At 43.0% G+C, this 9,539-nt stretch carries 10 protein-coding genes and 1 pseudogene; 3 read left to right on the forward strand and 8 right to left on the reverse strand.

The annotated features are described in order from the left end of the window. Positions 1-123: 123 nt before the first annotated feature. From F6K64_RS38680 to F6K64_RS37515, 3 genes and pseudogenes are all read right to left on the reverse strand, one after another. Positions 124-219 (reverse strand): annotated as a pseudogene (locus F6K64_RS38680) (MvdC/MvdD family ATP grasp protein); the annotation flags it as partial. Between the two features lie 359 nt (positions 220-578). After that, positions 579-842 (reverse strand): zinc ribbon domain-containing protein, encoded by a 264-nt coding sequence (locus tag F6K64_RS37510; protein ID WP_044493312.1) that lies wholly within the window; start codon positions 840-842, stop codon positions 579-581. Then, entirely contained in the window at positions 827-1,372 is a 546-nt protein-coding gene (locus tag F6K64_RS37515; protein WP_008184770.1) for a hypothetical protein, read from the reverse strand. The genes F6K64_RS37510 and F6K64_RS37515 overlap by 16 nt, the downstream gene beginning before the upstream one ends. Positions 1,373-1,505: 133 nt before the next feature. Here F6K64_RS37515 and F6K64_RS37520 point away from each other — a divergent pair, with 133 nt between their 5' ends. Continuing rightward, on the forward strand, positions 1,506-1,670 hold the full coding sequence (locus F6K64_RS37520) for a transposase family protein (protein ID WP_143764213.1): 165 nt from the start codon (positions 1,506-1,508) through the stop codon (positions 1,668-1,670). A gap of 1,235 nt (positions 1,671-2,905) precedes the next feature. Here the strand turns inward: F6K64_RS37520 and F6K64_RS37525 are convergent. The 3 genes from F6K64_RS37525 to tnpA form a co-directional block, all read right to left on the reverse strand. Continuing rightward, a complete protein-coding gene (locus F6K64_RS37525; RefSeq protein ID WP_008184776.1) occupies positions 2,906-3,286 on the reverse strand; it encodes a microviridin/marinostatin family tricyclic proteinase inhibitor in 381 nt (126 codons plus the stop codon). A gap of 642 nt (positions 3,287-3,928) precedes the next feature. Beyond that, positions 3,929-4,225, reverse strand: a complete 297-nt coding sequence (locus tag F6K64_RS37530; RefSeq protein ID WP_044493314.1) for a hypothetical protein — start codon at positions 4,223-4,225, stop codon at positions 3,929-3,931. Between the two features lie 74 nt (positions 4,226-4,299). Next, positions 4,300-4,704, reverse strand: coding sequence for an IS200/IS605 family transposase (gene tnpA, locus F6K64_RS37535; RefSeq protein WP_008184781.1), 405 nt, complete (start codon positions 4,702-4,704; stop codon positions 4,300-4,302). 78 nt (positions 4,705-4,782) lie between these two features. On the opposite strand from tnpA, the gene F6K64_RS37540 reads away from it, so the two are divergent. Next, positions 4,783-6,108 carry an RNA-guided endonuclease InsQ/TnpB family protein gene (locus tag F6K64_RS37540; RefSeq protein WP_008184783.1) on the forward strand — a complete coding sequence of 442 codons (1,326 nt, stop codon included), beginning with the start codon at positions 4,783-4,785 and terminating at the stop codon, positions 6,106-6,108. A gap of 807 nt (positions 6,109-6,915) precedes the next feature. Here the strand turns inward: F6K64_RS37540 and F6K64_RS37545 are convergent. Then, positions 6,916-9,012: an ABC transporter ATP-binding protein gene (locus F6K64_RS37545; RefSeq protein ID WP_008184785.1), complete on the reverse strand. Its 2,097-nt coding sequence runs from the start codon at positions 9,010-9,012 to the stop codon at positions 6,916-6,918. A 104-nt stretch (positions 9,013-9,116) separates the two neighbouring features. On the opposite strand from F6K64_RS37545, the gene F6K64_RS37550 reads away from it, so the two are divergent. Beyond that, entirely contained in the window at positions 9,117-9,329 is a 213-nt protein-coding gene (locus F6K64_RS37550) for a hypothetical protein (protein WP_063747934.1), read from the forward strand. A gap of 12 nt (positions 9,330-9,341) precedes the next feature. Here F6K64_RS37550 and F6K64_RS37555 read toward each other — a convergent pair. Then, positions 9,342-9,539: transposase (locus tag F6K64_RS37555; protein ID WP_287265468.1), on the reverse strand; the 198-nt coding region annotated here is incomplete at its 5' end.

Genomic DNA, 9,539 nt, shown 5'->3' on the forward strand with positions numbered 1-9,539 from the left:
AGTGGTTTGAGAGAGTCCCGTAAGTTCGACCGCCTTAGGTCGTGGTACTAGTGTCATGTCTCTATTCTAACAATTATGAAAAGACTTTACTAGACTTTATGACACTTTGCATAACTGTCTACTAACCCCTCTTTTTGATAGGGATTCCGCTACTCTATCAATAGTGAAGTAATCACCACTGTGGGTTATTAATAGAATTATATCACGAGATCGGTTCATATACGTTAATGGTGAAGAATAAATAACAGTAATAGGAATTAGCCATTGCCCCCTAAATCCCCCAAGTTTGGGGGACTTTTTGAGTAATCCCCCAAACTTGGGGGGTTAGGGGGGCAAAACCAACTAAACTTCGTAAGTCCTAAGTAAAATAAATAACACTCAGCCCAAAGCTGATAGCTGAGGGCTGATCGCGGGTTTCAAAAGCTCAGTTGACGCAAAGGGAGAAATAGTATCGGTAATTATTTCAACTACCCCTGTCTAATCGAGTACCCTAATCGAGTACACCCTTGGCAAGGGGATTGTGTCTACAGTTCACCTCCAATCTAATTCCCGAGATAGGCTAGCCTTTGGCAATCCCCTCAGTCTAGAGTTTTGGTTTCATCCTGGGACACATCAGGGACGGTTGAAAGTCGCCCCGTCCTCTCAAAGTCTTGCCTCAAGAGGAGCGTTCTCAGTGCGATATTCTTGGCTCCAACTAAATCAGCATGTAGTTTGTATCCACAAGCCATGCAATCAAAATCTAAGCCCTGATTGGGTCGATTGGCTTTATTGGTGTGACCACAACGGGGACATGACTGGGAGGTGAAATTAGCATCAACTCTAATCGCTAAAGCGCCACCCAAAACGGCTTTATAGTCAATGAAGTGCAAATTATTGCTGTACCTATTTTTGCAGCACCTGAATGAATCAAGTCTAAGTGTTTTTGAGCTCCGGAGTAGTCAATTTTTATGGGACCTTCTAAGGTAACTAGGCTAGCTTTACCTTTAACAAATGAGTAGTCACGCTTGTAACTAAACGTACAGGTCCGAGCTCTGAATTTAGGAGGGGGATCTAAGCCTTGGTAACGCTTGTTGGTAATCCCGGATTTTAAGTGAGTAGCATTACGCTCTACTTTCATCCAGAGATTTTTATAGATTGCAGCTACCTGTCGAGGTACGTTACATGCCATTTGGGCTGGTAACCTAAAGCGTTCTCGAATGTCGTAGTAAACCTGCTTTTGTAACTTAGCCGCATCAGAAAGTTTGCCTTTGTCAAACGCCAATTTCGATGTATAGTTCAAGGCATCACGATAAGCTAAAGTAACTGCACGAAGCTTTTGCTTTTGCTCCGGTGTGCAGTTCAACTTCAGCTTTGCTGTAATTACCTGCTGCATCGAATCTTTGACCTTTGTTAATTGTGTTATAGCAGTTATAAATTGGGTGAGGTACTTTCCCAGGGCTATTTCATTCTCATGAAAGCCAAGAAATGCTAGGCTTACAAGTTAACCGAGAGTTTGATTAGTGACCATGGGTCAGCCCCCCCAATCTGCCCCTGCTGTTTTACTGCCTAGCCTGTCCCAAGAGGAGTCAACCCCAGAGCCGATCGAGATTTTAGAAGCCTTTTCTGATATCCCAGATGTGCGCAAGGTCTCAGGTAAACGGCATAAAGTCGCTCTATGTCTAGCTCTGTAACTTCAGGCTATAGCGGCTGGTAACCGAGGGTTAAGAGCGATTGGCGATTGGCTCAACAGCTATCGGGAGGACAAGATTGAACGTTTTCTACCCCCAAAGCGGCGAATTCCTTCCTACAGCACGATTCGTCGTGTCCTAAAAACCAAAGGATTATCAGCAGTATTCTGCGGCCCTGGCTCGGTTCTTTGGCATTGAACCCAAGGCGCGGGGAAACCTTAGCTGTCGATGGGCTTTGTCTTACGGGGCTCATACCAACTAGAAAGGGACAATCCTGATTCTCCCCCTCACAAGCGCAATTATGTTAGTCAGTGCTTACCTGGTCGAGCGGGGTTTGATTCAAGAGCCTGATCAAGTGGATAGCAAAACGAACGTGCGTCAAAGCCAAGAGACGAAACCTTAGGTAGTGGTCGCCTTAATCAAAAAGTTTTAACCCTTTTATGCATAGCCGACTAACCATAAAGGCGACCACTACCTTACGGTAACTTCAATACCAGAATTTATTACCCAACTGGCTGTTAAGGGTGTGGTCAACGCCATAGATGCGATTAGCACTCAAAAAAACGGCTCAGTTGATCAAAGAGAGCTGAGAATCACTACCTGGGGGCGATTAAAGGCAATCAGGGCAATCTATTCAAAAGCGTCAAAGCTTACTTTGTAGCCGAACACAGTCATACTGACATTACTTAAGGACATGGTCGGATCGAGAAACGGGTCGGCACGCATCTGCAACCAACTCGACAACATCCAGCCCTGGCCAGGGCATTAGACTCTGATTCGAACCCTTAGTGTTCGACAATTCAAAAAGGGGGGGCAACACCGTCTGGAAAAGGAAACACGCTACTATGTTGCTTCTTACGCCCTTGTCTGCTGAGTCCAAAGCCTCAGCGCATCCCTTGGATATTGGGGTGTAGAGAACAAGGTTCATTATGTGCGATTTGGTTACTCAGGGTGAAGATGCTTCACGTATTCGCATGCATCAGTTACCTCAAATCTTTGCCGTTGCTCGTAACTTTGCTCTAAATATCTATCGTTCTCATGACTTTTCAAATATGGCTCAGGCGCAAAGACGGTGCCAGTTTGGACTAGACACACTCAAGCACATTTTCAGAAATGTTATAGCCCTGGGTACTTTCCTTCTTGGTTTTAGAAGGGAGCTTCGGAGTTTCGGAACAGCGAATAAAATTTAGATGTACCTCACGCTAATTAGTAAACCCTATAGTCAACTCGATACGATATTACTTGTGGGGAGCATCTTCCTCATCAGAAGGGAACTTCAGGGTCACAACTGAACCACCGCCACCATCTTCTTGATCCGATGGGAACTTCTGGGTCATCGCAATTGGACCACCGCCACCCTCTTCGTGATCAGAGGGATACTTCTTAGTCAAGGCTGGACCACCACCACCCTCTTCGTGATCTGAGGGATACTTGCGAGTAAAGCATCCGGCACCATCTTCAAAATCAGAGGGGAACTTCTCTGTGAACGCAAATCCGCGACCGCCTCTAACATCATCCATTTCCTCTTCAGATAGCTCTTCGCACCATTGCCCTTCTAGGTAGCGGGCGAAAAAGGGAACTGCTTGGGAATTTTCTTCTGGTTTGTCCATATTAGACATGGCTTTTAACTCCTAGTGGATAAATAGGATGTGGGGAAATAGGATATAGAATGTGGCTAACTGATGTTCCTAACTAGAAATAGACACAACAAATAGACACAACTATTTCCCTATAAATCTATTAAAAGCCATGCCCCCCTAGTTGTAACGCCAAATTGGCGAAAATTTTTAATTAGTCTACTAATATAACTTCTTGATCATTATCCGATTGGTACTTCAGAGTCACAAATACATCATCTCGAAACTTAATGATTAAAAAATAATGGGACATAAAAATAACAATTAAGTAGTCGGACATAAATAAACAGTACTATCTCGAAAAATGTAAAATGCTTGTAACCTTTACCCCAAAAGGTTTTGCCTATATTTACAAAACTTTATACAGCACCAAAAACTTTTGTCCGACTACTTATTTCTGATATCCCTAGGAATTTATGCGTAGTCTTACTTTGAACCATTGGTATTATTTTTGGTAATGGGTAATGGTACCAGAGTAATCACAATTACCCATTACCATTACCCAAGCCTGACAATAGTGATATTAGCTGGATATCAAATCTCCCCCATCTCCCCCATCTCCCCCATCTCCCCATCTCCCCATCTCCCCACACTTTTATAATGGGTATTCAACCGGACTTGATATTAATCTGGGGGACACAGGAAATTCTTGAGTTCTTCAGGAATTTCTTCAAAATGCTCCAGAAGGAAATCCATTATGGCCAGATGGTACAAATCGATGGGCATGGGAGAGCGATAGTTGTCACCTCTGGCAAACCAGCGCTGTACTGTAGCATCACTACGGGAGCAAATACAGGCGATGACCTCGTAAGTCACTAACCATTTGCCATAAAACTGTTGTGGTGTCATCCCCAATTGGCAGTTACTGTAGCGCTGGATTAAGGCTCGGTCTTTTAGGGTTAGAGGACGGGGCTTTTTCATAAAGATCTAGGTAGAATTCCTCCCCGTGTCTAAAGACCGGGGAGGAATTCTCCATAGTGGCTTTAGCCACCTTCTTATCCGTGGTGAGGGTCGTTGATATACCGCTGAATAGTTTCACTACTCACCTTCCCTGCGGTACTAAAAAAATAACTATTAGTCCAAAGAGATGGCAGTTTTTTTAATTCAGGGAACTCTTTTCGCAAGTAGTTTGCACTTCTGCCTTTGAAAGCCCTGACTACTTGATAAATAGCATCTGTTGGATTTATCTCTACAAAAAGGTGAATATGATCAGGAGCAACCTCTAAAGCTTTAATATTCCAGTTCTTCTCCGAAGCTATCTCAGTAAAAAATTCGTAAATCCTATCCCTAATCTTTCCTACCAATACCTTTTTTATTCTTTTCGGTATCCATACTAAATGTACAGTACACACCCCGACCGCATGGTTGTAGTGTCTGTACTCAAAACCGCTCTTTCTCAATTTATTTTCTCTCCGGACTTGCTGTTGTTTTTATTGTAGGTTAATATATAGTTAACGACAAACCCCTGAGGGTCGATAATGGCTAAAAAGAAGTTAAAAGTAGGGGTTCAGCAAATCCTTTTACACCCGGACAAAGAGACAGAGGCAATCCTGACTTATCTTTGTGAGCAGTCAGGGAAACTGTACAATATGGGAGTTTACTTTTCTCGTCAAGTGTTTTTCAAAACAGGAAAACTACTTACAGGTAAATTCGACTTGATATATGAAAAAAGCGTAGGAAAGACGATTGTAGCTAAGTCTCTCCCCTCCACCCCAGCCCAGCAGACATTGATGAGTGTGGCCGAAGCACTTAAATCCTATAAGAAGCTAAGAGAGTCTTGGTTCAAAGGGGGTTTAAAAAGTAGACCGAAGCCTCCTGGATATTTGAAAGGGAAAAAGATGTTTAAAGTCTCTTATCCAAATTCAGGAGGGCAAAAGCCAAAGAGACATGAAGACTTAATTACTTTTTCTCTGGGATTAAATGTAAAGAGATGGTTTGGAATCAAAAACTTCTCTCTGTCTTTTCCTAGTAATTTAGAAGATATAAAAATAAAAGAATGGACTATTTTACCTAAAAATGGGGCTTTTTACCTAGAAGTATCTTATGAGATACCAGAGTCAGTCCAAGTCAAAGATAAAAGCAAAGAGGCTTTGAGTATAGATTTAGGGACTTCTAGTAATTTAGCGGCTTGCGTTGACACTTTAGGAAATTCTTTTTTAATAGACTGTCGTGCCATGAAGTCCTTTAACCAATATTGGAACAAGCAAGTCTCTACAAGAAAGAAAGGTAGAGCAAAAGATTATTGGGATAATTGGCTTGATAGGGTTACTCGGAAACGGAACCATCGGATGAGAGATGGAATAAATAAGGCCGCTAAGATAATAATCAACCATTGCCTTGAATACAGTATTGGGACTATAGTCCTAGGCTGGAATGAAGGTTTTAAACAATGCTCCAATATGGGTAGGATAAACAATCAACAGTTTGTTCAAATACCTTTAGGGAAGCTAAAAGATAGGCTATCTCAGTTGTGCAGTTTACACGGAATCCATTTGGAATTGACGGAGGAAGCTTACACCAGTAAGGCCAGCTATCTTGATGGAGACTCCCTACCTGCTTATGGAGAAAAACCAAGTGGGTGGAAAGCATCAGGAAAGCGTGTAAAGCGCGGTCTTTATAAGACTTCAAATAAGTCAATAGTAAATGCTGACTTAAATGGTAGTGCAAATATCTTGAGAAAAGTAGCCAGAAAGCTAGGCATAGACCTATCCAGACTGAGTAGACGGTGTTTGACTACCGTAGCGAAGATTAGACTTTGGACGTTACCTAAGTTTATCTTGTCAGCAGAATCCCCGCGTCTTTAGACCGGGGAGTGTCAAAAAGCCTCCTCTACTGCTAGAGTTTCTAAGTCTTGTTCCCTTGGCAGTAAGCTTATGGCTGGTGAACTGCAAAAGTCTAGCGCTAGCGCAAAATGAGGTGGCAAATCCGCCACTGACAGCGATGTCGGGTATCGCGATATCAGGGATCTATGACTATACCCCAGTTCATAGTCAGTGTGGGACAGGCTAGAAGCTTGTGGCACACAGGGTCGAAGCCTGTGCCAGACTTTCTTGGTGAAATGGTTTTAGCATAGGATGTATCTCCTGTTAATGGAGGAGCCAGAAGCCAGCGTTTGCCATGGAAACTTTGCGCTGGCTTCTTTCTATCTCCTTATCTCCTTACTTTCATAATAACACAAAACATTTAAATACTGTAAAAACGTTAAAAAACTTAAAAAACTAATTTGGGAGGAACGTCAATTGCTTTGCGACCATTCAAAATTATCAATTCAAAATTAAAAAATACCCCCGAAATGAATTCAGAGGCTTGTATTTGTTGTCAACAATTCAAAATTATAAGGCTAGTAATTTTGTAAGCCGTCAGCCGTCAGCCGTCAGCCGTCAGCTAAAAGCTCACGCTACTTGAGGTGCTTACAATAAACCTAGAACGAGATAATTTAATAATTCCAGATTAATGAGAATTGAAAGTATGGGGAAAATTCCATGACTCCTGGCACAGACTTCGAGGCTGATAGCACCTCAAGTAGCGTGCGCGTAGGGCATTAGCTGATAGCTTATGTAATTTTGAATTTTTAATTTGGCATTTTGAATTTAAAAAAAATAACCTTTCCCTTAATTAACAGACCATGGATCACTAATCTCAGAATTAATAGACCATGGATCATTAATCTCAGGTATTTCCATAGCTTGTCGTCTGTGTTGCTGCTGTTGAATCCGATCGAGAGTACCAGTGGGAATAGAAGCAATCAGCTGACGAGTATAATCCTGTTTCGGTTCTCGATAAATACTGTCAGCGGGACCAATTTCTTCAATTTTGCCCTGGTTCATTACCATAATGCGATCGCTCATGAATTTAACTACACTCAAGTCATGGGAAATGAATATATAGGTTAAGCCGAAATCCTCCTGCAATTGTTTCAGCAAATTCAGGACTTGTGCCTGTACGGAAACATCTAGAGCAGAAACGGATTCATCACAAATGATAAACTTAGGATTAAGAGCGAGTGCCCTAGCAATACAGACCCGCTGGCGCTGACCTCCAGAAAATTCGTGAGGATAGCGATTCATCCAGTCAGGATTTAAATCCACTCGCTCCAACAACTCAGCCACGCGATCGCGTTTTTCCTTACTATTACCCCCAACATCATGAATCAATAGGGGTTCCATCACTGCTTCCCCAATCTTTAGTCGTGGGTCGAGGGAACTAAAGGGATTCTGAAACACAATTTGCATTTCACGGCGTAATTGCCGCAAACCCATACCCTTGATGGTGGTAATCTCTTTACCATCAAAGTTTACTTCTCCACTCATTGGTTCAATCAAGCGCAGCAATGTTCGTGCCAGGGTAGATTTGCCACAACCGGATTCTCCTACTAAGCCCAAGGTTTCACTGGGATAAACATCAAAAGATACTCCATTGACTGCCATCAGATAGCGTTTCGTCCCGCCAAATACGCCTCGAATGGGAAAGCCTACCTGTAAGTTACGCACCGAAACTAATGGTTGTGTGGTTGTTTGGTTGAAGGTTGTTCGCGTAGCGTGGCCTTTTGGCCAAGGTTGGGAGGTTGAAGGTTGGGAGGTTGAAGGTTGGGAGGTTGAAGGTTGGGAGGTTGAAGGTTGGGAGGTTGAAGGTTGTTCGCCTTTAGCGTTCCCGTAGGGTAGGTTATCTGACGAAGTTTGAAGCTGGAACCGGTCAACATTCAACCCTTTTGATTTTTCTCGGATTACCTCTTCCCCACTAGCAGTAGTTACCACCTCCATGAAGTCAGAAACAGTTGGTAGGTATGTTACAGTTTTATCCAGAGTTGGGCGACAGGCTAATAATCCCTTGGTGTAGGGATGGTTTGGCTCAGAGAAAATTTTCCAGACATCACCCCTTTCCACAATTTTGCCTTGGTACATCACCGCTACGCTGTCAGCAATTTCCGCAATTACCCCTAAGTCGTGGGTAATAAAAATCATGGACATCCCTCGGGTATCCCGTAACTCCCTCAGCAAATCCAGAATAGTTGCCTGTACGGTAACATCAAGAGCAGTAGTGGGTTCATCAGCAATCAACACATCAGGGTTACAAGAAATTGCGATCGCAATCATGACCCGCTGCAATTGACCACCAGACAGTTCATGGGGATAACGCTTTAATATTTCCCGTTTTTGCTGGTTAATGTGGCGATTAATTAGCCGTTCCCCTGGTATTGCTTGACCAGGGTTCTCCCGACGGAATTCCTCTAGAAAAGTCTCCCTCAATTGTTGATCGCTAGGGAGTAGCTTCACCTCTTGAAGACGAGCCATGGCTTGACGCCTTGCTTCTTTTAGGGAAACATCCTGGTGTTGCAGAATTGCTTCCGTCAGTTGAAACCCACAGGTATAAACTGGGTTAAGGGAAGTCATGGGTTCTTGGAAAATCATTGAGATTTGACCACCCCGGTAGGACTGTTTTTGATCAGGACTCAGCCCTAGCAAATCCACTTCTTTTTCCCGAGCTGAGGGTCGGAAATAAATCTCGCCATTGGTAACCTTACCAGGATAGGGTACCAAACCCATTATGGCCAAAGACGTGACTGATTTCCCAGAGCCTGACTCCCCCACAATCCCTAGGGTTTGTCCTCGACGCAGTTGAAAGTCTATGCTGTCAACGGCTGTGACCTGTTTTACATCGGTTTGGAATTGGACTTTCAGATTACGGACGTCAAGAACATTGTCAGTCATGGCATTCAAGAGGATTAAGTTAAGAGAGTTAACTTAAATCATACAAAAACTCTAGGGTTTACTCCCTAGGTCAGCTGTCAGCTCTCAGCGGTCAGCCGTCAGCTGTGAGCTATCAGCTATCAGCTATCAGCTATCAGCTATCAGCTATCAGCTCTCAGCTATCAGCTCTCAGCTCTCAGCTCTCAGCTCTCAGCTATCAGCTCTCAGCTCTCAGCTATCAGCTATCAGCTCTCAGCTCTCAGCTATCAGCTGTTTTCTATCTTCAATCAGATCGATCTGGCTGCTACCTGGGAAGTAAGCTATCAGCTATCAGCTAAGCTGTTGCGCATTTAAACTGTGATAACAGCATTGCCTTTGTTTTTTATTTTTCGTACCCATTTTATAATTAACCCTCCTTCATTTAAAAGATGATTTAACAAACATTCTAATTCTTCAATTGATTTGAAAACTCGATTGGCAATATATTCTTTTGCTGAATGCCAAACCAATTCAATTAAGTTATAATCAGGACTATACTCGGGAAGATA

The sequence above is a fragment of the Moorena sp. SIO3A2 genome (assembly GCF_010672265.1).
Classification (GTDB): domain Bacteria; phylum Cyanobacteriota; class Cyanobacteriia; order Cyanobacteriales; family Coleofasciculaceae; genus Moorena; species Moorena producens.